The 21,256-nt window shown below is 43.8% G+C and carries 28 protein-coding genes and 1 pseudogene; 10 read left to right on the forward strand and 19 right to left on the reverse strand.

The window, feature by feature from the left end:
* Window positions 1–105: 105 nt before the first annotated feature.
* A complete protein-coding gene (locus tag GGR02_RS15670; RefSeq protein WP_183185901.1) occupies window positions 106–468 on the forward strand; it encodes a helix-turn-helix domain-containing protein in 363 nt (120 codons plus the stop codon).
* 24 nt (window positions 469–492) lie between these two features.
* Here GGR02_RS15670 and GGR02_RS15675 read toward each other — a convergent pair whose 3' ends face one another.
* From GGR02_RS15675 to GGR02_RS15685, 3 genes are all read right to left on the reverse strand, one after another.
* Window positions 493–1,662: an aminotransferase gene (locus GGR02_RS15675; protein WP_183185902.1), complete on the reverse strand. Its 1,170-nt coding sequence runs from the start codon at window positions 1,660–1,662 to the stop codon at window positions 493–495.
* Window positions 1,659–2,159, reverse strand: a complete 501-nt coding sequence (locus tag GGR02_RS15680) for an Lrp/AsnC family transcriptional regulator (RefSeq protein WP_183185903.1) — start codon at window positions 2,157–2,159, stop codon at window positions 1,659–1,661. The genes GGR02_RS15675 and GGR02_RS15680 overlap by 4 nt, the downstream gene beginning before the upstream one ends.
* 70 nt (window positions 2,160–2,229) lie before the next feature.
* The gene (locus tag GGR02_RS15685; protein ID WP_183185904.1) at window positions 2,230–2,487 is read right to left on the reverse strand and encodes a DUF1871 family protein; all 258 of its coding nucleotides are present in this window, start codon (window positions 2,485–2,487) and stop codon (window positions 2,230–2,232) included.
* A 77-nt stretch (window positions 2,488–2,564) separates the two neighbouring features.
* Here GGR02_RS15685 and GGR02_RS15690 point away from each other — a divergent pair, with 77 nt between their 5' ends.
* Window positions 2,565–3,734 (forward strand): MalY/PatB family protein, encoded by a 1,170-nt coding sequence (locus tag GGR02_RS15690; protein ID WP_183185905.1) that lies wholly within the window; start codon window positions 2,565–2,567, stop codon window positions 3,732–3,734.
* A 9-nt stretch (window positions 3,735–3,743) separates the two neighbouring features.
* Here the strand turns inward: GGR02_RS15690 and GGR02_RS15695 are convergent, their stop codons facing one another.
* The 3 genes from GGR02_RS15695 to kapD all read right to left on the reverse strand — a co-directional run bounded on the left by GGR02_RS15695 (window position 3,744) and on the right by kapD (window position 5,236).
* Window positions 3,744–4,265, reverse strand: a complete 522-nt coding sequence (locus GGR02_RS15695) for a superoxide dismutase family protein (RefSeq protein ID WP_183185906.1) — start codon at window positions 4,263–4,265, stop codon at window positions 3,744–3,746.
* A 62-nt stretch (window positions 4,266–4,327) separates the two neighbouring features.
* On the reverse strand, window positions 4,328–4,531 hold the full coding sequence (locus GGR02_RS15700) for a hypothetical protein (RefSeq protein WP_183185907.1): 204 nt from the start codon (window positions 4,529–4,531) through the stop codon (window positions 4,328–4,330).
* Between the two features lie 87 nt (window positions 4,532–4,618).
* Complete coding sequence (kapD, locus tag GGR02_RS15705) at window positions 4,619–5,236, reverse strand: 3'-5' exonuclease KapD (RefSeq protein WP_183185908.1); 618 nt, start codon at window positions 5,234–5,236, stop codon at window positions 4,619–4,621.
* A gap of 192 nt (window positions 5,237–5,428) precedes the next feature.
* On the opposite strand from kapD, the gene GGR02_RS15710 reads away from it, so the two are divergent.
* The 3 genes from GGR02_RS15710 (at window position 5,429) to GGR02_RS15720 (ending at window position 7,582) form a co-directional block, all read left to right on the forward strand.
* A complete protein-coding gene (locus GGR02_RS15710) occupies window positions 5,429–5,851 on the forward strand; it encodes a hypothetical protein (protein ID WP_183185909.1) in 423 nt (140 codons plus the stop codon).
* A gap of 13 nt (window positions 5,852–5,864) precedes the next feature.
* Window positions 5,865–7,187: an ArsB/NhaD family transporter gene (locus GGR02_RS15715; protein WP_183185910.1), complete on the forward strand. Its 1,323-nt coding sequence runs from the start codon at window positions 5,865–5,867 to the stop codon at window positions 7,185–7,187.
* A gap of 74 nt (window positions 7,188–7,261) precedes the next feature.
* Entirely contained in the window at window positions 7,262–7,582 is a 321-nt protein-coding gene (locus GGR02_RS15720) for a hypothetical protein (protein ID WP_183185911.1), read from the forward strand.
* A 21-nt stretch (window positions 7,583–7,603) separates the two neighbouring features.
* On the opposite strand, the gene GGR02_RS15725 is transcribed toward GGR02_RS15720, so the two are convergent.
* Entirely contained in the window at window positions 7,604–7,750 is a 147-nt protein-coding gene (locus GGR02_RS15725) for a hypothetical protein (RefSeq protein WP_183185912.1), read from the reverse strand.
* 119 nt (window positions 7,751–7,869) lie between these two features.
* On the opposite strand from GGR02_RS15725, the gene GGR02_RS15730 reads away from it, so the two are divergent.
* Window positions 7,870–8,460 (forward strand): biotin transporter BioY, encoded by a 591-nt coding sequence (locus GGR02_RS15730; RefSeq protein ID WP_183185913.1) that lies wholly within the window; start codon window positions 7,870–7,872, stop codon window positions 8,458–8,460.
* A gap of 28 nt (window positions 8,461–8,488) precedes the next feature.
* Here the strand turns inward: GGR02_RS15730 and GGR02_RS15735 are convergent, their stop codons facing one another.
* The 4 genes and pseudogenes from GGR02_RS15735 to GGR02_RS15750 all read right to left on the reverse strand — a co-directional run bounded on the left by GGR02_RS15735 (window position 8,489) and on the right by GGR02_RS15750 (window position 12,197).
* Window positions 8,489–9,490: an inorganic phosphate transporter gene (locus GGR02_RS15735; RefSeq protein WP_183185914.1), complete on the reverse strand. Its 1,002-nt coding sequence runs from the start codon at window positions 9,488–9,490 to the stop codon at window positions 8,489–8,491.
* A gap of 14 nt (window positions 9,491–9,504) precedes the next feature.
* Complete coding sequence (locus tag GGR02_RS15740; protein ID WP_183185915.1) at window positions 9,505–10,128, reverse strand: DUF47 domain-containing protein; 624 nt, start codon at window positions 10,126–10,128, stop codon at window positions 9,505–9,507.
* 153 nt (window positions 10,129–10,281) lie between these two features.
* Window positions 10,282–11,776 (reverse strand): annotated as a pseudogene (locus GGR02_RS15745) (leucyl aminopeptidase).
* Between the two features lie 49 nt (window positions 11,777–11,825).
* On the reverse strand, window positions 11,826–12,197 hold the full coding sequence (locus GGR02_RS15750) for a DUF309 domain-containing protein (protein WP_221210903.1): 372 nt from the start codon (window positions 12,195–12,197) through the stop codon (window positions 11,826–11,828).
* A 77-nt stretch (window positions 12,198–12,274) separates the two neighbouring features.
* On the opposite strand from GGR02_RS15750, the gene GGR02_RS15755 reads away from it, so the two are divergent.
* Window positions 12,275–13,081 (forward strand): cobalamin-binding protein, encoded by an 807-nt coding sequence (locus tag GGR02_RS15755; RefSeq protein WP_183185916.1) that lies wholly within the window; start codon window positions 12,275–12,277, stop codon window positions 13,079–13,081.
* Window positions 13,082–13,331: 250 nt separating this feature from the next.
* On the opposite strand, the gene GGR02_RS15760 is transcribed toward GGR02_RS15755, so the two are convergent.
* The 4 genes from GGR02_RS15760 to GGR02_RS15775 all read right to left on the reverse strand — a co-directional run bounded on the left by GGR02_RS15760 (window position 13,332) and on the right by GGR02_RS15775 (window position 16,059).
* The gene (locus GGR02_RS15760; protein WP_183185917.1) at window positions 13,332–14,030 is read right to left on the reverse strand and encodes a 3D domain-containing protein; all 699 of its coding nucleotides are present in this window, start codon (window positions 14,028–14,030) and stop codon (window positions 13,332–13,334) included.
* A 104-nt stretch (window positions 14,031–14,134) separates the two neighbouring features.
* Window positions 14,135–14,458 (reverse strand): YuiB family protein, encoded by a 324-nt coding sequence (locus GGR02_RS15765; RefSeq protein ID WP_183185918.1) that lies wholly within the window; start codon window positions 14,456–14,458, stop codon window positions 14,135–14,137.
* A gap of 63 nt (window positions 14,459–14,521) precedes the next feature.
* Complete coding sequence (locus GGR02_RS15770; protein WP_183185919.1) at window positions 14,522–14,647, reverse strand: YuiA family protein; 126 nt, start codon at window positions 14,645–14,647, stop codon at window positions 14,522–14,524.
* A 188-nt stretch (window positions 14,648–14,835) separates the two neighbouring features.
* Window positions 14,836–16,059 carry an NAD(P)/FAD-dependent oxidoreductase gene (locus GGR02_RS15775; protein ID WP_183185920.1) on the reverse strand — a complete coding sequence of 408 codons (1,224 nt, stop codon included), beginning with the start codon at window positions 16,057–16,059 and terminating at the stop codon, window positions 14,836–14,838.
* Window positions 16,060–16,317: 258 nt separating this feature from the next.
* Here GGR02_RS15775 and yumC point away from each other — a divergent pair, with 258 nt between their 5' ends.
* Entirely contained in the window at window positions 16,318–17,310 is a 993-nt protein-coding gene (gene yumC, locus GGR02_RS15780) for a ferredoxin--NADP reductase 2 (protein WP_183185921.1), read from the forward strand.
* Between the two features lie 34 nt (window positions 17,311–17,344).
* Here the strand turns inward: yumC and GGR02_RS15785 are convergent, their stop codons facing one another.
* A complete protein-coding gene (locus tag GGR02_RS15785; protein WP_221210905.1) occupies window positions 17,345–17,650 on the reverse strand; it encodes a LapA family protein in 306 nt (101 codons plus the stop codon).
* A gap of 161 nt (window positions 17,651–17,811) precedes the next feature.
* On the opposite strand from GGR02_RS15785, the gene GGR02_RS15790 reads away from it, so the two are divergent.
* Window positions 17,812–18,540 (forward strand): CAP domain-containing protein, encoded by a 729-nt coding sequence (locus GGR02_RS15790; RefSeq protein WP_373286639.1) that lies wholly within the window; start codon window positions 17,812–17,814, stop codon window positions 18,538–18,540.
* Between the two features lie 31 nt (window positions 18,541–18,571).
* On the opposite strand, the gene GGR02_RS15795 is transcribed toward GGR02_RS15790, so the two are convergent.
* Both GGR02_RS15795 and dapF read right to left on the reverse strand, forming a co-directional pair.
* Window positions 18,572–18,934: a HesB/IscA family protein gene (locus GGR02_RS15795; protein WP_183185923.1), complete on the reverse strand. Its 363-nt coding sequence runs from the start codon at window positions 18,932–18,934 to the stop codon at window positions 18,572–18,574.
* Window positions 18,935–19,011: 77 nt separating this feature from the next.
* Window positions 19,012–19,866: a diaminopimelate epimerase gene (dapF, locus tag GGR02_RS15800; protein WP_183185924.1), complete on the reverse strand. Its 855-nt coding sequence runs from the start codon at window positions 19,864–19,866 to the stop codon at window positions 19,012–19,014.
* 190 nt (window positions 19,867–20,056) lie between these two features.
* Between dapF and GGR02_RS15805 the strand changes: the two genes are divergently transcribed.
* Window positions 20,057–20,761: a DUF2225 domain-containing protein gene (locus GGR02_RS15805; RefSeq protein WP_183185925.1), complete on the forward strand. Its 705-nt coding sequence runs from the start codon at window positions 20,057–20,059 to the stop codon at window positions 20,759–20,761.
* 29 nt (window positions 20,762–20,790) lie between these two features.
* Here the strand turns inward: GGR02_RS15805 and GGR02_RS15810 are convergent, their stop codons facing one another.
* Window positions 20,791–21,027 (reverse strand): YuzB family protein, encoded by a 237-nt coding sequence (locus GGR02_RS15810; protein ID WP_183185943.1) that lies wholly within the window; start codon window positions 21,025–21,027, stop codon window positions 20,791–20,793.
* Window positions 21,028–21,256 lie beyond the last annotated feature (229 nt).

The raw sequence follows: 21,256 nt of genomic DNA on the forward strand, positions 1-21,256 counted from the left end.
GAGAGTAGCTTCGGCGAAATCGGGTGCGATGAACAAGGAAGGAAACGTAGATCTTTATAAGTTTCTTATAAAGTCTTATAAGTTTTCTGTAACGGAGGGGACTTTATGAGCACAATTGGTGAAAATATTAAAATGTACCGCGAACAACGAAAAATGAGCCAGCAAGAACTAGCATTAAAAGTGCGTGTCGGAACGGCTACGATTCAAAAATATGAGTCAGGCGAACAAATCCCTGATACGCAAACGATTTTAAAACTTTGCACCGCCCTTGACGTTCCAGCGTCTGAGTTAATGGAACGAGAAATGTATACCTCATCTGGCGTCGACCCAGAAATCGAACATCTCGTCAAAGAAGTGGGCGTCAAACGAGCAAAACTGATTTTACGCAAAGCAAAAGAGTTCAGCGAAGAAGACTTTTTGCGCGTGATGCAAATGCTTTATGAAATTAAATACGGAAAAGATGCATAATTCCGCCGCAAATGCGGCGGAATTTTATATTCGTGATAAAAATCGTTTCATTCGTTTTATCGCTTCTTGCAACTGTTCAAGCGAAGAAGCATAGGAACAGCGCACATAACCTTCGCCACTGTCACCAAACACACTCCCAGGAACGACCGCTACTTTTTCTTCCAGCAGCAACCGCTCCGCGAATTGCTCGGACGTCATTCCCGTAGAAGCAATCGATGGAAACGCGTAAAACGCGCCACCTGGCAAATGGCAATGCAACCCAATGTCGTTTAATGACTGAACAAAATAATTGCGGCGGCGGCGATAGCTTTTGCGCATTTCGTCTACATCGTGTTCTCCGTTTTTTAACGCCTCTATCGCCCCGTACTGCGCCATTGTTGGCGCACACATCATCGCATATTGATGAATTTTTAACATCGCTTGCAATAACTCCTCTGGTGCAGCGACAAACCCTAGCCGCCAGCCCGTCATCGCAAACCCTTTCGAAAACCCGGACACTAAAATCGTCCGCTCGCGCATCCCTTCCACCGCCGGAAAGCTCGTATACGGCTCATCATATGTTAATTCTGCATAAATTTCATCCGAAATGACGAGCAAATCATGTTTTTCGACAATGCGAGCAATCGCTGCCAAATCCTCCTGGTTTAATACCGTTCCCGTCGGATTGTTTGGCGAACAAAGAATTAGCGCTTTCGTTCTCGGGCTAACGACTTCTTCAATTTGTTGCGGGCGCAACTTAAAATGGTCAGCGCCATTTGTTCGAACGGATATAGGCACTCCTCCTGCTAATGCAACAAGCGGACTATACGATACAAAGCTCGGCTCAACGACAATCACTTCATCTCTAGGGTTAACAATTGCCCTTAGCGCCAAATCAAGCGCTTGGCTTGCCCCGACCGTTACTAATACTTCACCATCCGGGCGGTATGATAAGCCAAATTTCCGCGACAAATATGCAGAAATTTCTTGGCGAAGCGCTAACAATCCTGCATTCGCGGTATACGATGTATACCCTTGCTCAAGCGATAAAATACACGCTTCCCGAACACTCCATGCGGTCACAAAATCAGGCTCTCCGACCCCAAGTGAAATGACCCCTTCCATGCTTGCCGCTAAATCAAAAAAACGCCGAATCCCTGACGGCTTTAGACGACTAACCGTTTCTGAAACGTACGTTTTCGTTGCCCGTGTCATGGTGCCACCACGATGCGGCGATCTTGGTCTCCTTGGTCAAACACGGTGCCGTCATGCTTATATTTTTTCAAAATAAAATGCGTTGTCGTCGAAATGACCGAATCAAGCGTGGACAACTTTTCTGACACAAAATGAGCTACTTCTGCCATCGAGCGTCCTTCAATGACGACCGATAAGTCGTATGCTCCTGACATTAAATAAACCGATTTCACTTCCGGAAAGCGATAAATGCGCTCTGCCACTTCATCAAAACCGACCCCTCGTTTCGGTGTCACTTTCACATCAATCATTGCGGTTACTCCTTCGTGCCCGTCAATTTTTCGCCAATCGACAATCGTGGCATACTGCACAATCACTTTCGTTTCCTCCAGTTTTTGCAAAATAGCTTCTACTTCTTCGACCGTCAGCGACGTCATTTTTGCAAGCGTGTCGAGCGGTATTCGTCCGTTTTTCTCGACGATTTCGACGATTTCTAGCTCTTTTTCTGTTAACTTCATCCGCAATCCCTCCCTTTTTAGAATTTTCGCATAATTTCATTAAATTTGCACGCAAAAAATTTCGTTTTTTTTACAGCGCGCATTCTGAGTCTTCTTTCATCAGCAACAGCTCACGCGCTAATGTTATGCATTTAGTAAGAGGAATTTTTTGCTCAAACGCGAATTCATAAATAGCTTGGATTTTTCGGGCGAGCTTTTCGACATCATCATACTCATAGACCGCTCGAACAACGTCCATCGCTTCTATTTCATAGGCGTCTATGCCATACCCAAACGGATCCCATTGTTGAACGATAGCAAGCAACGAGCGGTTTAAATGTTGGTTCATATTCGTTCCTGCCCTCCATAAAAAAGAATATGCCAACATTATACGCCTTGAGGGAAAATAAAGGAAGGAGATTTGTGATGTATTCATTTGACCATCCTATCGAACGACGCCATACCCATTCAGTGAAATGGGACGAAACAGAGCGATTTTTCGGGGTACGCGATGTGCTGCCGATGTGGGTTGCTGATATGGACTTTCCTGCACCGCCCGCCGTTATTGAGGCGATTACAAAACGTACAGAACATGGAATTTTTGGCTATACCGCCATTCCATATTCGTTGAAAGAAGCCATTAGCGACTGGCTAAAAACACGCCACCGATGGACGATACGTCCAGAATGGTTGTCGTTTTCTATCGGCGTCGTTCCTGCCATCGCCACGGCAATCACAGCATTTACAGCACCAAGCGACCGAATCGTCGTTTTTTCTCCCGTTTATCCACCGCTATTTCAGCTAGTTGAAAAAAACAGCCGTGAGCTTGTAACAAGTCCGCTTCTATTAACAAAAAAAGGATATGAAATCAACTGGGAAGATGTACAAGAAAAACTAAAAGGGGCAAAAATGTTGTTGCTCTGCAGCCCACATAACCCAAGCGGACGGGTGTGGACGAAAGAAGAACTGATAAAACTAGGAACGCTTTGCGTCGAAAACAACGTGCTCGTCGTCAGTGACGAAATTCATGCCGATTTAACGTTGCCGCCGTTCCAACATACGCCGTTTGCTTCCATCAATGATGCTTTCGCTGACATTAGCATCACATGCGTCGCCCCGACAAAAACGTTTAATTTAGCAGGACTGCAATGTGCAAGCATCATTATTCCGAATAACCAACGAAAAAAGCAGTTTGACGCTGCTCAACAACGCCAAGGCTTTTTCACGTTAAATACGTTTGCCGTCATCGGCGCGGAGGCCGCTTATCGGCATGGCAGCGATTGGCTCGATGCGCTGTTGGCGTACATCCAACAAAACATCGAGCAGACGTGCTCGTTTCTTAACACTTTTTTGCCAAAACTACACCCGATTCGCCCGGAAGCCACATACCTTGTTTGGATTGATTGCCGCGAACTTGGCATGGAAGAACAGCAAATAAAACAACGGCTTCTTCAGAAAGGGAAAATCGCCGTAGAAATGGGGAGTAAATTTGGTAAAGAAGGCACGGGGTTTATTCGTCTAAACGTCGCTTGTACGCGACAAACGCTACAAGAAGCGTTTCACCGGTTAGTAATCGCTTTCGACCAAAAAAGCTAGCCAAAACGGCTAGCTTTTCTTAATTTCCCCGCACGCAATGCGCCCACCTGCATCACCGGCTGGCTGTGTCATGCCGTCATCTTTGCCAGCATGAATGACTAATGCGGTACCTTCTTTCGTTAACAATGTGCCTTTTTTTCCTTCCTTTAATGTCACTTGCGGCGCAAACAGCTCTGTTTTTACCGTTCCGTCTTCTTTCACAATTAAATTCGGTAAATCGCCCGCATGAGCCCCTTCCGGATGCAATAGGCCGTGTTTTTTCCCTTCTGGATTATAGTGGCTGCCTGCGGATTGAAAGTCTGGTTTTTTACACATTCCTTTTTCATGAATGTGAATCGCATGCTCTCCCGGCGGCAATCCTTCTAAATCTAAGGAAATTTTTACCCCCTTTGGCTGCTCCGACAGTTTCGCGTTTCCTAGTACATCGCCCGCACTATTCATCATTTTTACATTTATTTCGGTTGGATTCCCTTCTTTGCAGCCGCTGATTAGCATGATTATCGCCGCTAACACCCATACTTTTCGAAACATAAAATCCCCTTTCGCAACACATTTTTTCTTCAGTATTGCCAAAAGAGGATTTCCGCAAACCACTATTGTTCATCTCGAATCACATTTTCTTTCCGCAACCGTTCTTCAAACTGCTTCGCTTTTTCTTCTTGCCGTTTCGAAATTTTCATAATAAGCCGCATCGTAAAAATCGCGGCAATTAAAAAAAGCGTACATGTAATCGCGGCTGGAATGTATTCCCGTTTATCTTCTGGAAAGTATAAAAACAGCCCTAATAAATACGTCATCACTCCGTCAACCTTTCGTCGTTCATTTTCCCGTTCATTATACCAAAAACAAATATGCCAAACCAGCAGAGTGTATGGTTTGGCTTGCTATAGTGCAAATTTTTTTAATAATTGACTAAAGTCCACGCGCTCGCCAAGCGTCGGCTGCGATGGCTTTGCTAAATATGTTTTATCTTTCTCCACTAGCTTGAAAATATTATATGTCGTAAACGCATCGTCAAGCGCACAATGTGGTTTGCCCACCCCTTCTTTTCCATATTCCTGAACCGCTTTGCGCAATCCCGGCTGGTTCCGCTCGCCAAAAAACATTTTATACTCCATCGCTAAGTCACGGTGCTCTCCAGTGAACGGAAACGGAAGATTCGCTTGGGCACAATTATGCTTTAACACTTTCATATCCATGCTTCCCCATGTAATGACGGTCGGACGAAGGGCATCATATTGCTGTAATCGCGCTACGAGTTCCGCAAGCGAAATGCCTTCGTCAATTTGAGCTTGCGTAATTTTTAAGAAGCTTTTGCACCGTTCCGTTAATACTGGAAACGACGTCGGTTTCACATAAGATGAAAATTGCTCGCATACTTCACTCTCAACAACAACGACAAGACCGACCTCAATAATTTCTGGAAAAAATCCCCTCGGGGTTGTTTTATTTTCTGGCATCGTAAACTCAAAATCGAGAAATACATACGGACGCTCTTGCATCGAAAGCCCCCTTTCGCTTGCTTTTTATCATTATATCACGAAATGTTGGTTGTTCACTTATTTTTTCAGAAAATTTGACCTTTTCCTTTATACATAGATGCTTAAAGCATATGAGTAAAAATGGTTTGGAGGTAAGCAGCAAAGACAGTATAATAAGGGGGGATATCATGTCAGCCAAAGGGGGAATTTCGCTTGAAAAATGTAATTATTCATAAAATTGTGACGTTCATTTTCACCGAAGAGCAATTGAAAGCGTTTTGGGAAAAGAAAAAAACGGGAATTCCATTTTCTTCATTAACAAATGAACAGTATATGAAACTTGCCGAAGAAATGCTTGCACATTCTTCCCATAGCCAACTACAACAACATTTAGTCGACGGTGGCTGGCGTACAAAAGAAGAGACGGAAGGGCTCGTGCTTGCGGAAGATGACTCACGCGAGCATATTCACGTCGAAATTGTCGACACGACCGTTCCGCAACGCCCGTCGAACAAACTGTTTATCGATCGTCTTACTGAATTTACTTGCACAAACTGCCAATTTTCTTTTTACGTAAGAGGGCTACAAACTCCATCGCACATCCATTGTCCATCTTGCGGCACAACGATTCAATAAGGAGGGGAAACCGTTGCACGAAACAGTAACAACAGTGTCAAACGTACAATACTATTTAGCGATCGCCATTTTTTTAGCAACATATGCGATTATTATTTCAGAAAAAATTAACCGTGCAGTCATTGCCTTGCTTGGAGCAGCAGCGATGGTCATTTTCGGAATCGTCGATTTGCATAAAGCGTTTACCCACCATATCGAATGGGGAACGATTACGCTTTTAATCGGGATGATGATTCTCGTTCACATTACAAGCAAATCAGGATTTTTCCAATATGTCGCCATCAAAGCGGCGAAAGCGGCGAAGGGACAGCCGCTGCGCATTTTAATTATTTTATCGCTATTGACTGCCGTGTTGTCCGCGTTTCTCGATAACGTTACTACCGTCTTATTAATCGTTCCTGTTACGTTTTCGATTACGCGCATTTTGCACGTCAATCCAGTGCCTTATTTAATTTCAGAAGTGCTATTTTCCAATATCGGCGGAACGGCAACGCTAATCGGAGACCCACCAAACATTATGATCGGGTCAGCGAATAAACATTTAGATTTTAACGACTTTTTGATCAATTTAGCTCCAATTGTTATTGTGATTATGCTCGTGACAACAGTAATTATTGCACTCATTTACCGCCGTCACTTAACGTCGGATGCAAAGCTCATTGAACAGCTTATGAGCTTGAATGAAAAGGATTACATTAAAGATCCAGTATTATTAAAAAAATCAGTGTCCGTTTTAGCATTAACGATTTTAGGGTTTATTCTTCATTCTGTCATTCATGTCGATGCTGCGGTCATCGCTCTTACGGGGGCTACCATTCTTATGGTTATCGGCGTGCACGAACACGAAGTGGAAGACGTATTCGCATCTGTAGAGTGGGTCACCATTTTCTTCTTTGCTGGGTTATTTACACTCGTCGGTGGACTTGTCGATATCGGGCTGATTAAAAGCCTAGCGGAGAAAGCACTTGACGTCACAGGTGGTAATATTTCGGTCGCTTCGTACTTTATCCTTTGGGTGTCTGGCATCGCGTCGGCAACAATTGATAACATTCCGTTCGTGGCGACAATGATTCCGCTTATTAAAGATATGGCGGTAGGTATGGGGCTATCACCAGATTCGCCGCAAATTGATGTGCTATGGTGGGCGTTGGCGCTTGGTGCGTGTTTAGGCGGAAACGGGACGTTAATCGGTGCTTCCGCGAACGTCATCGTGGCCGGTCTGGCGTCGCGTGAAGGACATGGCTTTAGCTATATGGACTTTTTGAAAATCGGCGCACCGTTAACGTTAGTCGCATTGTTGTTGTCCCATTTTTATTTGTTTTTCCGCTATTTGTAAAAGAGCGAGCTAAAATTGGCTCGCTCTTTTTGTTTTTTACATATAGTGATACAAAACGCGTAAGGAGGATCGAGATGTTTCCCTATGAATTTCGCCAATACCCTCCCATTGACCCAACCTTGTTTAGCCAATCGGCTACGACCGCGCAATGGCTAATGAAAGACGCAAGTGTCATTTTAGCAAAATTCGCCCAGTCCAAGTCGTTCGCTACGGCGATTATGTCGCTCGCCCAACAAGGAAAGACAAAGCAAGTGCAACAAATGGTTCAATCGCTAGGCATTCGTTCGAAAGTGGATATTTATTTCAATCCAGATGGCATTCGCTTGACGTTGTCCCCTTCCTCTGTGGGAGGGTGCTGCCAATTAGTGATTGGACTGCGATGGAATGTTTTTTAGCTGTTTGGTTCGCCAAACAGCTCATTTTTCTTGGAATTGTTTTTTCCCAATTTCGCTTGCATCACGCAAATCGTAGCCTTCTTTTTCGTTGCTGACGTGTATACCATCCTCCTTCGCCCCAAATGAGTTCGCACGCGCGATATCTTTCTCCCAGTTTTTTCGCTCCATAGTATCCCTCCTCTATATTTATTTTCCCTTATCAATGAGAACCGTATTCAGAAACTTCTTGACATCAATCGCATTGTTCGATACGATTCTGTTAACTATGAAAAAAAGGGGGTTTACATATGCGGTTGCGCGCATTGGACATCACGCTTGTCAGCGTATTTGCCGCGTTGATGGCAATTGGGGCGAACATTACTTCTTGGGCACCGTTTTTAGTCGTTGGCGGCGTGCCAATTACATTACAAACCTTTTTCTGCGTGTTAGCTGGCGCGATGTTAGGACGCCGTCTCGGGGCGCTCGCAATGTTTGTCTATATGCTCGTTGGACTTGTTGGTGCTCCTGTTTTCGCAAAATTTTCCGGCGGTTTTGGCATGATTGCCGGCCCAACATTTGGCTTTATCGTTTCTTTTATTTTTGCTGCTTATATTACCGGCTGGATAATCGAAAAAGGCGGCGACCGCCCATCGCTTGCCCGCTTTATTGCCGCAGCATTAGCGGGAATGATCGTCAACTACGTTATCGGCACAAACTGGATGTATATGGCGTTTAAATATTGGGCAGAAGCACCGAAAGGCTTTTCTTACAGTGTCGCTTGGAGCTGGATGCTTGTGCCACTGCCAAAAGACATTATTTTATCGATTGTCGCCGGAGCGATCGCCCCACGCTTTTATCATACGATTCGAAAATCAGTAACCTCTAAATATGCGATATAAAAAAGTGCATGCCGAGGCATGCACTTTTTTATATAAAGAATAGTTTAAATAGCTGATAAGTAAACCCTGCGATAAGCGCCGAAACCGGCAACGTAATAATCCATGTAATGACGATGCGTTGGGCAACTCCCCATTTGACGCCTTTAACGCGCTGGGCTGCCCCGACGCCCATCACGGAAGAAGAAGCAACGTGCGTCGTACTGACAGGCAAATGAAACGTCGTCGCCGAAAAAATAACGATCGCGGAAGACAAATCGGCTGCTGCGCCGTTTACCGGACGGATTTTCATAATTTTTCCTCCGACCGTTTTAATAATTTTCCATCCACCGACCGATGTTCCAATCCCCATTGCAATCGCTGCTGACAGACGCACCCACTCTGGGATTTCCGTCGATGTGTGATAGTTCCCAGCGATTAACGCCATTGTAATAATCCCCATCGCTTTTTGTGCGTCGTTCGTCCCGTGCGTATATGATTGCATCGCAGCGGTCACTACTTGGAACAAGCGGAATCCTTTTGTCGTTCTCGACAAATTCGCATTTTTAAAAAGCATGCGGAACAAGCTCATGACGATAAATCCGACGCCAAACGCTAAAAACGGAGAAACAACGAGCGATTCTAAAATTTTTGTAAATCCCGCATAGTTTAAAATGCCAAACCCACCGGCAGAAATTGCCGCCCCAGCAACCGAACCAATCAACGCATGAGATGAGCTACTTGGAATTCCGTAATACCATGTAATTAAGTTCCAAGCAATCGCCGCTGTCAGTGCTGCTAAAATGACGACGCCACCATTTTCTAACGCAAACGGATCGACAATGTCTTTCGTAATCGTTTTTGCTACTCCAGTAAACGTCAACGCCCCGAGCAAGTTCATCGTTGCCGCCAACAAAACCGCTTGACGCGGAGTTAACGCCCTTGTCGAAACGGATGTCGCAATCGCATTCGCTGTGTCGTGAAAGCCGTTAATAAAGTCAAACGCTAACGCAAAAATCACCACTAAAACCGTTAGTATAAACACCGTATCCATTACAAAGTCCCCTTTTACGCGTTGCGCATAATGATCGTTTCAATCGTATTGGCTACATCTTCACAACTATCTGCGATTTCTTCTAACATCTCGTACAATTCTTTATATTGAATCAGTTTAATCGGGTCTTTTTGCGTCACAAATAAGTTTTTAATGGATGCGCGTAAAATTTCGTCGCATTTTGTTTCATAGTCTTTAATTTTAATTGCATGAGCACGCATATCTAACAACTTTTTGCTTGCTAATAATTTTAATGCTTCAGCAATTTCAATCGTGCTTTGGTAAATATTATCGAAAAATTTCACCATATGGTCATCGATATCGGTAAATGAGAACATTTCAAAGCGTGCGGAGCATTGCTCTAATCCGTCAAGCACGTCATCCATTTTCATTGCTAGTTGGTGAATGTCTTCCCGTTCGATTGGCGTAATAAACGTTTTATTCAGCGCAACAACGAGTTCGTGGATAAACGAATCGCCTTTTTTCTCATACTCTTTCATGACGCGCGCAAATTCTTTTAAATCGCTAACGTTTTGAATTTTGTATTCGACAAAATATTGCGCCGCTTCTTTCACGTTTTCCGAAATCGTAAATAATAAATCAAAAAAAACATCGCGTTTTTTTGGTGAAAAAACCATACAAAAACCCCCATTTATGTATTGATATTGAGCCACCCTGTCTTATTTTATCAACAATTGTCGAATTTACAACAAATTCAAAAAATCTTAACATAAAATTTACACTAACTTAACATTTCGTTAAAAATAAAAAGCTATCCTCTCCGGATAGCTTTACTTCTCAAATCGCTCAACAAACGTCGCGAGCGTCCGCACCATGACACCCGTTGCTCCTGCTGGACCGAGGTCAGATGGTTTGGTCGTGACCGATGTACCAGCAATATCTAAATGCACCCATGGGGTATCTTCCGCAAATTCCGCTAAAAACGCCGCGCCCATAATCGCATGCCCTTCTCTGCCCGGAGAATTGTTTAAATCTGCGATCGGGCTATTCCGCACTCGTTCTTTATCTTTTTCCGTAATTGGAAGCCGCCAAATAAACTCCCCTGTTTCCACTGACGCCTCGAGCACTTGTTCAAACAGCGCTTCATCGTTTGTCATCGCACCAGTCGTATGAACGTCAAGCGCAATAATGACTCCACCTGTCAGCGTCGCTACGTCAATAAGATAATTTGCTCCTTGTTGTTTCGCATACGTAATGGCATCGGCTAAAATAAGGCGACCTTCCGCATCGGTGTTCGTCACTTCAATCGTCTTTCCGCTCATGGAAGTGATCACATCGTCCGGCTTAAACGCGCTGCCGCTAATCATATTGTCTGTTGCTGGAATAACGGCAAGCACGTTTTGTTCCGGGCGAAGCTCCCCGATAATTTCCATCGCTCCCAATACAGCAGCCGCTCCCGCCATATCCGTTTTCATCCCAACAATTCCATCTTTCGGCTTAATCGAATAGCCACCCGTATCAAATGTAACCCCTTTGCCAACAAGCCCAATCACGTCTTCCCATGTTTCTTTTCCTTGGTATTTTAGTACAATTAGTTTTGGCCGTTCGACTGACCCTTGATTGACCGCTAAAAACGCGCCCATTCCGAGCGTTTCCATCTCTTCTTTTTCGATTATTTTGTATTCAAATCCGTATTTTTTCGCCAGTTCTACCGCGTAGTTAGCCAGCGCGGAAGCGGATAACAAATTACTCGGAGTGTTGACGAGCGTTCGCGCTGAGTTTGTTGCCCGTCCATACACAGAGCCAACGAATAAACTCGCTTCTACTTCTTTTTCGTCAGTTGTCGTATAGACAGTAAGTTGCTCGATTGTTTTCTGTTCGGTTCGCTTTTGCTTGTAGCCAGCAAATTCATATGTTGCTAACATACATGCTTCCGAGAGCGCGTGGGCGGCATCGTTCGCATCGATTCGCTCCGTTGTAAACGTATCTAACATTACTGCCACTTCCGACCACGTGGCTCCTTTTATCGTTTGAAACAGCTTGCCAAACGCTTCCCGCAATTGCTCAAACGTTAATTCTTCTTTTTTTTCCTAAACCGACAAAATAAAGACGCTTTATATTCATTTGCCCAAGCGTATGTACTTTTGTGATATGTTTTTTCTTTGGCGACAAGTCTCCTTCGTTCACTAATTCCGTTAACTGTCCGTTCAGTTGCTCATTCCATTTTGCCACGATTCCGCTAAATAGAGGCTCTTTTTCAAACAACCCAATGACGATTGCTTCATGCCTCGCATTATTCGATATTTCTTGCATCACTGTAAACATTCAATCACTCCCTTTTATATTATCTTTCATTATAACGAATTTCTTAAGGCTAGTCGTGTAAAAATAGGACAAGCGTTGGAAGAGGCGGTAGCTCGTTCAATGCTCTACTATCAACCCGGTCGACATCTGTCGTCATTATTGCTAGACAGCGTTGAATAAATGCGCATACTTCATCTACACGAACTCCCCAATAAAACGGACGGTATGGCTGTAAATACTCCTCGGCCGCCTGCATCATCAAGCGCGCCCCTTTCACATTTCCATAACTATAATGATAGAGCGCGACCGTCATTTGCAATAACCCTTTAATAAAAAAATTCGCTTTATCTGTCATCCAAATTTCTTCTAACAAATCGTGACACGTATAGTAATCCCCTTCATTAAACTTCACAAAAAACTCGTAATACTCCATCGGATACATGGCAATCCCCCTTTTTTTTCACAATACCACAAGGAAAATAAAACGAAAAAGCGAATGAGAAAAAAGAGGTGATTTTGTTGAAACTTATTTCTCTTTGCCCAAGCAATACCGAGATGCTTGCTTATTTAGGACGAGCGGACTGGTTAATTGCCGTAGACGATTATTCCGATTGGCCAGCATCTGTCCATTCCCTTCCGCGCGTCGGTCCGGATTTGCACATTGACATGGAGCGTGTCGAGGCGCTGAATCCTGATCTTGTTCTTGCCTCATTAAGCGTTCCAGGCATGGAGCGAAACATTGAAGAGCTGAAAAAACGAAACATTCCGCATCTTATTTTTCAACCGCATTCGTTAAAAGAGATTGCGGACGACTTGCTTCGATTAGGCGAAGCGATTGGGGAAAAAGAGCGCGCCGAAGCAGTAGTCAAACGATACCGAGATGTCATCGCTCAATATACGCAACTCGCCAAAAAAATAGACCAACCGCCAACAATTTATTGGGAATGGTGGCCGAAGCCGGTCTTTACGCCTGGAAAAACAAATTGGCTCAGCGAAATAAGCGAATTAGCTGGCGGACGCAATGTATTTGCCGATATCGAGCAAGCGAATGTGCAAACGGACTGGGAAGAAGTAAGTAGGCGAAATCCAGATTATATCGCACTTGTCTGGGTCGGCGTACGGAGCGAAAAAATCGACCCATCGCTCGTAAAAAAACGGCCGGGATGGAATGAACTTCAGGCTGTTCAATCTAACCGCATTTACGTACTGGAAGAAGCGCTTTTTTGCCGACCGTCTCCACGGTTATTACTTGGGTTAAAAAAGCTGGCGTCATTATTGTATTCCGACATCTTTCCAACCTACGACGAAGTAGACCCTGTTTTATAATAAGAAAAGCGCAAAGCGCCCGCCTATCGGCGAAGATCGCACAAGCCCCACCGAGGAGGCTCAGCCAAAGCAAAGCTTTGGCTTGCGTGGGATATTTCAAGGAAGCGAACTCAATGTGTCGCCGCCGCAGTGTGGGGCGGAGCGACTCGAGCCGATGGCGCTTGGAGCTAGACAACGCTCCGCCTAATCGTAAAATTTTATACTTTCTTACCTTAAAATAAAGAAGGGGGCAACCGCTCCCTTCTGTTTTCTAGCTTTTCGATTGTACGTACTGTTGGCGAAATACTTGCATCGTTTCATCTTCGTTCAACTTTTTCAATTCATCTTCTGACAGTTTCCCGTCACCTTTTTTCACGACATACACTTCGACCGTTTTTTTGCCCCAATACTTGTAGACATCTTCTACTGTATCGTAGTACAAATCGATGCGGTTTCCTTTAATTGCGCCACCTTTATCTGCCACCACCCCATACCCATAGCCAGGAATAAACAAAATCGTGCCGATTGGAAACACATTTAAATCAGCAGCAATCGTCGAATATAAATCTCGCTTTACGCGCACTCCTGAATACGTAATGCCATATGCTGGATGGTTTGGCGACTTCCCAGTTGATTCTACCCCGGCTGTATAGCCAGTAGCGACAACGGTCGTCGATGGATACTGAGTCCAATCAATCGCTTCTTCTAAACGGAGCGAACCATTTTCCGTCAGCTCCGATGAAATTTGCGGCTGCGCCCGTTCCTCGTAATGAATCCATTCGTCATCAGCTGTGGCGTAGTCTATATCAAAATAATTAGCAAAATAATAGCTGCGTTGAAAAAGAGAAAACGGTGAATCGTCCATCCAATCAATGATCGTACGCGCCTCTACTCCAGAAATGGATTGGAATGTTGTAAAGAGCGCGCACACAAATAAGATTGTCATGCATAGCCTTCGTACAAAACTCATTTTCTCACTCCTCCCACGGCTCTATTTATTTCCAAAAAGAGAAACAAATATTCATCGAGAGGATATGAGAAAAGAAAAAAGCCTTCGCCTAATGGACGAAAGCCTTAAAACATTTGATATCCTTTCGCTCGCAATACTCGAATGGCAACACCGGACAAAATGGCTCCAATTAGCCCGCTGCTGAGAATCATGACATCTGCAGGGGCTAACGTCAAAATTTTATGTTTTAACGCTGCAAACGACGCGCTTGGTGCAGTAAAATACTCCAATAACTTTACATCATCAATAATGAAAATAAAAACAATCGGACTTAAAATGGCCGGCAGCCACGACATTCGTAAAATCATGTTTAGTAGAAAACCAATGCCAAAAAATAAAACAAAAAACAACAACATCGAAATGAGTAAAACAGGTATACTCATCTCCATCCCCATCACCTCCAGTACATCCTTCTTAAGTGTACTGAATGATAGACGGGGAGTCAACGAAAGTCATTCGTTGTTTTTTGCTTCTCCTTTCCCTGCACAGCAATAACATGTTTCCGAACCGCCTAACAGAAGTTGTACATAGCCATTCCCAGCACAATATGGACATACTGTTTGCTCTTTGCGTTTCATGAAGATCCCTCTCTTTTTCTTAATTTTCTGATAATATATCAAATTCCAAGCAAAAAAGAAAAGAAGGATTTCTAGCGATTTTCTCTTGTGTAAGCGAATACATCTAATAAATGCTCTCGTTTTCTTTTATTTTCTTATTTTTTTGAATTTTTTAATAAACAAAAAAGGGGGCAATTGCCCACCTTTCATTAGAAAATATTGAATTTCCCTTTTTTCACAACAAGCGACGGTCCGCCAATTAAGTAAAGCGCGCGGTTGTCGACCATTTTTTTCATGAAACTTGCTTTCGAGCCCCACATTTTCTTTCCAAAGACGACACCGATAGCATCATCGTGACCAAGTGAACATACCGTTCCTTTAATGTCTGGCTTAAATGGCTGCAATTCCCCTTGCTGGCGAATTAACACAGCTAAGTTTTTCGCGCACAATTCACCTTGTTGCATGGCAATTTGCGCTGTCGGCGGATATGGGCGGTTTGTTTCTTCATTAATCATTAACGAGCAGTCACCGACAATAAAGACGTTATCATAGCCAGGGGCACGTAAGAATGGGTCAACTTTCACGCGACCACGCATTTCTTCAAATCCAGACTCGTCAATGACATAGCTTCCGCGCACACCAGCTGCCCATACAACCGTGCCTGCTTTAATTTCTTCTGTTTCATCGCCTTTTGCGACAATAATGCCTTCCGGCGTGCATTCTTTAATCGCTGTTCCGATGCGGAACTCGACCCCTTTGCGCTCAAGCACACCAACTGCATATTCGACAAGCTCTGGGTCGAAGCCAGGGAGAGCAGTCGGTGCTGCTTCCACACAGATGATGCGTACTTTTTTCGGGTCGATATCATATTCACGGCAAAGTTCTGGCACACGGTTCACTAACTCGCCAAGAAACTCAATGCCCGTAAACCCAGCTCCACCAACAACAATTGTTAGACGCTCTTCCCGCTTTTCGATTTCTGTATTGTACGTCGCAAATTGATATTCAATATGCTCGCGAATTTGGCGGGCTGCATTAATATTTGCGATAGAGAACGCATATTCTTTTAGCCCTTTAATTCCGAACGTTTCCGATTCAAATCCAAGGGCAACCACTAAGTAATCGTACGAAAGCTCCCCTTTTTCTAAAAGAACGCGTTGTTCTTGTGGGATGATTTTCACTACTGTGTCTTGCACAAACTGTACTTTGTTACGATCGATTACATCAGTAATTGGATAACGCACACGGTCATGATGAAGCGTTCCAGCAGATGCTTCATGAAGCCATGTTGTTTCATAATGATAGTCGTATTTGTTCACAAGCGTGATGTTCGCTTCGTTTACCCCAACTAACTTTTGTAAGCGAACCGTTGTCATTAAACCCCCATAACCTGCACCTAAAATAACGACATTTGGCTTTTTCAAATGAATCACTTCCACCTTTTTAATTTTTTTTTGTGTACAACTAGCGTGTGTCGCTTCGTTGCATTTTATCGAAAAAAGTTTGTGAAAAAATTCACGATGACGGACAAAAAAATGTCAAACAATTGTCGAAAAATCTTAACAATCTCTTCAAAAACATATTATGCTTTTTTTTTATTGTTTTCAAGTGATTTTTTTCTTTTTTCTAAAGGAATTATATATGGTATGATGTAGGTGTCTGTATTTTTCATAATCGAGGGGGAAGGGATCATGAAAGAAGACCAAAAAGTGTATGACATTACGATTATCGGGGGCGGCCCGGTCGGGTTGTTTACCGCATTTTACGGGGGGATGCGCCAAGCAAGCGTAAAAATTATCGAAAGCCTTCCACAGCTCGGCGGTCAGCTGTCGGCGCTTTATCCAGAAAAATACATATATGATGTTGCAGGATTTCCGAAAATTCGGGCACAAGAACTTATTAATAACTTAAAGGAACAAATGGCAAAATTTAATCCGACGGTTTGTCTTGAGCAATCGGTCGAAAAGCTAGAAAAACAAGATGATGGTATTTTCAAGCTCACAACTAATAAAGAAGTGCACTATTCAAAAACGGTCATTATTACTGCTGGAAACGGGGCATTCCAACCTCGTCGTCTAGAGTTGGATAGCGCTGCACAATACGAAGGGAAAAACCTTCATTACTTTGTAGACGATTTAAACAAATTCGCCGGACAAAAAGTACTTGTTTGCGGCGGCGGCGACTCAGCTGTCGACTGGGCGTTAATGTTAGAACCAATTGCAGAAAAAGTAACTATTGTGCATCGTCGCGATAAATTCCGTGCCCATGAACATAGCGTCGAGAACTTAATGAAATCAAAAGTCGATGTGAAAACACCGTTTACCCCTGTTGAATTAATCGGCAACGAAAACGGTATTCAAAAGGTCGTGCTTGAAAGCGCGAAAGATGGAGCGCGAGAAACGATTGATGTCGATGCGGTCATCGTTAACTACGGCTTTGTTTCTTCGCTTGGTCCGATTAAAGAATGGGGACTTGATATCGAGAAAAACTCGATTAAAGTGAACTCAAAAATGGAAACGAACATTCCTGGAGTATATGCAGCCGGGGATATTTGCACGTACGAAGGAAAAGTAAAACTAATTGCTTGCGGTTTCGGCGAAGCGCCAACTGCCGTCAATAACGCGAAAGCATATATTGACCCAAGCGCAAAAGTGCAACCGCTTCATTCCTCGTCAATGTTTTAATGAAGAAGGGATGGCTCCACAAGCCATCCCCGCCTTATTTTCCATCTACCACTTCCGCGTTTTCCTTTTTCTCCATTGCCTCCATTTTTTCTTGTAATTCCTTCTTCTCTTTTGATAATACTTTCACTTGCCGCTGCAATTGAAATATCCGAAAAAAGCCGAATGAAGCAACAATAAGTCCTCCCATTGCTGTCGAGCCTAAAATGATTAAAATTAATGGCCATTCCGTTTTTCCAAACAAATAATTAACCGAAACGGCATTAACATTAGCTACAGCAAAAATAGCGACAACTAGCGCAAATAACATCGCAAATAATAAGTTCCATTGCATCTTCACCATAATTCCCCCTCGTTACATACAGTTTAATACATTATTTATCGCGGCTCAACTTCCTTCTTCTTTTCTTCCCATTTCCCACAGCGATTCCCACCATTATTTTCTCCACCAAAGCAAATACTACTTCCGTAAGCCCATTTTACATGTACTAGGGGGGATTACAATTGTTCAAAAAAGCAACGACTGTTTTGCTTGCTTCTGTGCTAGCGACTGGACTGGCTGCCTGCAACAAAATGGGAATGGAGCGCAACGATAATGGGCAAAAACAAAATATTTCTGCGTTGCGCACATCCATCCCAAGCAGTCAATACCCACATACGAGGGCAATCTTAATCCAAGACGCGAAATACGATTTTATCCCGATCAGTCCTCAACAAGCGGCACAATGGCAAGCACAACTTCAGCCGCAGTGGAAGCAACCAACGTTTCCATATTACGCTATGCCGCGACAAGCACAACAAACGCCAAAACAAGCTGTTCCGCCTCAACCGCAACAAGGGCGAACAATGGCTGGAATTAGCCAATTTGCACAACAAGTCATTGATTTGACGAATAAAGAGCGGGCGCGGGCCGGACTCCCTACACTAAAAGCGGATGGGCAACTGAGCGCTGTTGCTCAGAAAAAGTCGGAAGATATGCAGCGGAAGCATTATTTTTCGCACACTAGCCCAACGTACGGCTCGCCGTTTGACATGATGCGCGACTTCGGAATTACGTATCGCACCGCCGGTGAAAACATTGCCCAAGGACAGCGTACCCCGCAAGAAGTCGTAACCGCTTGGATGAACAGTCCAGGACACCGCGCCAACATTTTAAACCGTCAGTTTACCCACATCGGGGTCGGATTTGAAAGCGCAGGAAACCACTGGACACAAATGTTTATCGGAAAATAATAAGAAAAGAGGAGCGTTGTGCTCCTCTTTCTTAACATTCTTCTGGCGTTCCAGTATTCGTTGCCGTGCGGAATGACGAGCCGCAACCGCATGTCGCAATGGCGTTCGGGTTGTGGATGGTAAATCCACCGCCCATAAGCGACTGTTTATAGTCAATGACCGTTCCTTTTAAAATCGGAGCACTTTCTTTATCGACTAACAGTTTAATGCCATGTTGTTCGAACGTATAGTCCTCGTCCGTTTGCTCCTGCTCAAATCCCATTCCATACGACAATCCGCTGCAGCCGCCGCCTTTGACGCCAATGCGAAGGTATGCCCCTTCTTCGCCATGCTCTTTCATCATATCCTTAATTTGTAGCGCTGCTGCTTCCGTTAACGTAACGACTTCGTTCATCGCTTTCCCTCCTCTTATTTTTCAACGATTAGCAAGCTTCTGCTTTTTACCAGTATATCGATTTTTCTCTTCTTCGTTCAATAATAATACACTCCTGTGCAAACCGTTTCTGCCGGACCAGTCATTAGCACATTCCCTTCATCGGTCCATGTAATCACTAAATCGCCGCCCGCAAGATGGACAACCGTTTCTTTGTTTCGCGCTGTTTTGCCATTTAAGACAGATGCCACTACCGCAGCGCACGCCCCTGTGCCACATGCTTGTGTTACTCCCGAACCGCGTTCCCAGACACGAAAATGTAGCTCTTGATCATTTACTACTTCGACAAACTCCACGTTCACCCCTTCTGGAAAACGAGCATCTTTTTCTACGATCGGTCCGAGTGACGTTACTGGTGCATGTGTAATGTCATCGACATAAAAAATAACATGTGGATTTCCCATCGAAACAGCCGTAATTTCATACGTTCCCCCAGCAAACTCTACCGTTTCCGCTACCACTTGTTCCGCTTCTTCCCCGATCATCGGCACTTCGCTTCGTTTTAAGCGTGGATTTCCCATATCTACCGTCACGCTCGTCACGACGCCGTTTTCGACAAACACTTCCGCTTGCACAAGCCCTGATAATGTTTCAATCAAAAATGAACGCTCCGCCACTAATCCGTGTTCATACGCATATTTCGCGACACAGCGAAGACCATTTCCGCAATTTTTCCCTTCGGAGCCGTCGCTATTGAAAATGCGCATTTTTACTGGCGCGACGTCTGATGGACAAATGAGTATCATCCCGTCCGCCCCAATGCCTGTGTTTACATTGGATACTTTTATCGCCAATTCCGAAAATAATGCCTCTGGAATTGTTTCTTCAAACATGTTGACATATATATAGCTATTTCCTAAGCCATGCATTTTCGTGAACGAGAACGTATTCATAAAGCGCCTCCTAAAAATTTTTTTACCTATAAGTATAAAGAAGCGAAGCGTTGGAAACAATGAAAATATCCCCCGTTTTTTCATATACACCTGAAAGAAGATGTCATATTGGCATCTTCTTTTTTTGTTCCATTCTATGTATAATCGGTTTGTAGTAGGTCTTTATTCTTACATATGCGGGGGAAGCATGATGGATCCTTTATATGATCGAACCGTTCACTGCCTCGTTTGTCACCAATCATATACGACGAAAAAAGTTCGCTCCCGCTTTCTTCGTCCAATAAAACACGATACCGACTTTTGTTCCTATTATCCGTCGGAAGAAGTAAATCCGCTTTTTTATTACGTCAGCGTCTGTCCGCATTGCGGGTTTTCGGTAACTGAAGAGTTTTCATCTTATTTTCCACCGAATGCGCTCGAGGCGATTCAAACAAACATTTGCCAAGCGTGGAGTGGGAAGAATTACGGCGAAAAACGGACGTTTCAAGAAGCAGTTAATACATATAAACTTGGTATTTATTGTGCCACATTAAAGCGAGAAAAACATATCGTACGTGCTGGGTTGTATATGCGCTTAGCATGGCTTTACCGAACGTACGAAAATACCGACCAAGAAGAACGATTTATGCGGCTTGCTCTTGAAGAATACATTTCCTCTTACAGCAACGACGATTTTCAAGGCACACACATGTCGGAAGTACGACTTCTTTATTTGATTGGAGAATTATACCGACGGCTCGGGCAGCCAAAACAAGCGATTCTTTATTTTTCCAAAGTGATTGCCAAAAAGAAAGAAACAATCGAAAAACGAATCGTGCAAATGGCGCATGAACGATGGCAGGAAATTCGCGAGCAGCAAAAATCAGCCCCTCCGGAAGAAAAAAGCGGCATGTAGAAAGCCGCTTTTTCTTATACGCCCCAACATTAAAACATCGGGTTTTCTTCTAAAAACGTATAAATATTGTCGACTAATTGCTCCGGCGTTTCGCCTGTTACCACTTCCCCGTTCACTAACGCAAAAAACGTATGGGCACATTTGCCGCAATAGCTTAAACACCCATACTCCATAATATCTAAGTTCGGGTCTTTTTGCAGTATTTCTAGCGCTTTTTGTGAGCCGCTCGCTAAATTGCTCACACAAAATTCAATCAACGGCTGAATCATCGTTCGTCACCTCTCTATGTTCATCATCCTAACGATTTTTGCGTCAATCGTCAATTGATGCCATACGATTACTCCCCATCATTTTTTCGAAAAATTGTTGTGATTTTGTCACATTTTCGCTATACTTTTAATGGCATTTGGTAAACACTTTGCATATAACAAATCGCGCTCTATTTCACCGAAGAGAGCGTCTAATAAAAGCTACTTAGGAAAAAGACAGCGACAA

This window comes from Anoxybacteroides voinovskiense (assembly GCF_014196205.1).
In the GTDB taxonomy this organism is placed as follows: Bacteria; Bacillota; Bacilli; order Bacillales; family Anoxybacillaceae; genus Anoxybacteroides; species Anoxybacteroides voinovskiense.

What these genes read in the sequence shown, in the direction of transcription:
- GGR02_RS15670 (WP_183185901.1), top strand. Translation starts at nt 106, where the DNA reads ATGAGCACAATTGGTGAAAATATTAAAATGTACCGCGAACAACGAAAA.
- GGR02_RS15675 (WP_183185902.1), bottom strand. Translation starts at nt 1,662, where the DNA reads ATGACACGGGCAACGAAAACGTACGTTTCAGAAACGGTTAGTCGTCTA.
- GGR02_RS15680 (WP_183185903.1), bottom strand. Translation starts at nt 2,159, where the DNA reads ATGAAGTTAACAGAAAAAGAGCTAGAAATCGTCGAAATCGTCGAGAAA.
- GGR02_RS15685 (WP_183185904.1), bottom strand. Translation starts at nt 2,487, where the DNA reads ATGAACCAACATTTAAACCGCTCGTTGCTTGCTATCGTTCAACAATGG.
- GGR02_RS15690 (WP_183185905.1), top strand. Translation starts at nt 2,565, where the DNA reads ATGTATTCATTTGACCATCCTATCGAACGACGCCATACCCATTCAGTG.
- GGR02_RS15695 (WP_183185906.1), bottom strand. Translation starts at nt 4,265, where the DNA reads ATGTTTCGAAAAGTATGGGTGTTAGCGGCGATAATCATGCTAATCAGC.
- GGR02_RS15700 (WP_183185907.1), bottom strand. Translation starts at nt 4,531, where the DNA reads ATGACGTATTTATTAGGGCTGTTTTTATACTTTCCAGAAGATAAACGG.
- kapD (WP_183185908.1), bottom strand. Translation starts at nt 5,236, where the DNA reads ATGCAAGAGCGTCCGTATGTATTTCTCGATTTTGAGTTTACGATGCCA.
- GGR02_RS15720 (WP_183185911.1), top strand. Translation starts at nt 7,262, where the DNA reads ATGTTTCCCTATGAATTTCGCCAATACCCTCCCATTGACCCAACCTTG.
- GGR02_RS15725 (WP_183185912.1), bottom strand. Translation starts at nt 7,750, where the DNA reads ATGGAGCGAAAAAACTGGGAGAAAGATATCGCGCGTGCGAACTCATTT.
- GGR02_RS15730 (WP_183185913.1), top strand. Translation starts at nt 7,870, where the DNA reads ATGCGGTTGCGCGCATTGGACATCACGCTTGTCAGCGTATTTGCCGCG.
- GGR02_RS15735 (WP_183185914.1), bottom strand. Translation starts at nt 9,490, where the DNA reads ATGGATACGGTGTTTATACTAACGGTTTTAGTGGTGATTTTTGCGTTA.
- GGR02_RS15740 (WP_183185915.1), bottom strand. Translation starts at nt 10,128, where the DNA reads ATGGTTTTTTCACCAAAAAAACGCGATGTTTTTTTTGATTTATTATTT.
- GGR02_RS15750 (WP_221210903.1), bottom strand. Translation starts at nt 12,197, where the DNA reads ATGTATCCGATGGAGTATTACGAGTTTTTTGTGAAGTTTAATGAAGGG.
- GGR02_RS15760 (WP_183185917.1), bottom strand. Translation starts at nt 14,030, where the DNA reads ATGAGTTTTGTACGAAGGCTATGCATGACAATCTTATTTGTGTGCGCG.
- GGR02_RS15765 (WP_183185918.1), bottom strand. Translation starts at nt 14,458, where the DNA reads ATGGAGATGAGTATACCTGTTTTACTCATTTCGATGTTGTTGTTTTTT.
- GGR02_RS15770 (WP_183185919.1), bottom strand. Translation starts at nt 14,647, where the DNA reads ATGAAACGCAAAGAGCAAACAGTATGTCCATATTGTGCTGGGAATGGC.
- yumC (WP_183185921.1), top strand. Translation starts at nt 16,318, where the DNA reads ATGAAAGAAGACCAAAAAGTGTATGACATTACGATTATCGGGGGCGGC.
- GGR02_RS15785 (WP_221210905.1), bottom strand. Translation starts at nt 17,650, where the DNA reads ATGGTGAAGATGCAATGGAACTTATTATTTGCGATGTTATTTGCGCTA.
- GGR02_RS15795 (WP_183185923.1), bottom strand. Translation starts at nt 18,934, where the DNA reads ATGAACGAAGTCGTTACGTTAACGGAAGCAGCAGCGCTACAAATTAAG.
- dapF (WP_183185924.1), bottom strand. Translation starts at nt 19,866, where the DNA reads ATGAATACGTTCTCGTTCACGAAAATGCATGGCTTAGGAAATAGCTAT.
- GGR02_RS15805 (WP_183185925.1), top strand. Translation starts at nt 20,057, where the DNA reads ATGGATCCTTTATATGATCGAACCGTTCACTGCCTCGTTTGTCACCAA.